At 48.9% G+C, this 270-nt stretch carries 1 rRNA gene; it reads left to right on the top strand.

The features are described from left to right. Nucleotides 1–269 (top strand): 23S ribosomal RNA (locus F8197_RS28315); the annotation flags it as partial. Nucleotide 270: the final 1 nt, after the last annotated feature.

Here is a 270-nt window from a genome sequence, read left to right as displayed (position 1 = left end):
ATGCAAAGCGAACGCGGCGAACTGAAACATCTAAGTAGCTGCAGGAAAATAAATCAACCGAGATTCCCAAAGTAGTGGCGAGCGAAATGGGAAGAGCCTGTACGTGATAGTCGATTGAATAGTGGAATGCTCTGGAAATGGCAGCCATAGCGGGTGATAGCCCCGTACACGAAATTCAAACGGTGGTACTAAGCGTACGACAAGTAGGGCGGGACACGAGAAATCCTGTCTGAATATGGGGGGACCATCCTCCAAGGCTAAATACTCGTA

The sequence above is a fragment of the Duganella sp. FT27W genome (assembly GCF_009295655.1).
Taxonomy (GTDB): Bacteria; Pseudomonadota; Gammaproteobacteria; order Burkholderiales; family Burkholderiaceae_D; genus Rugamonas; species Rugamonas zoogloeoides.
Note: the sequence above shows the minus strand (reverse complement) of the source record. Positions and strands in the feature narration are given on the sequence as shown.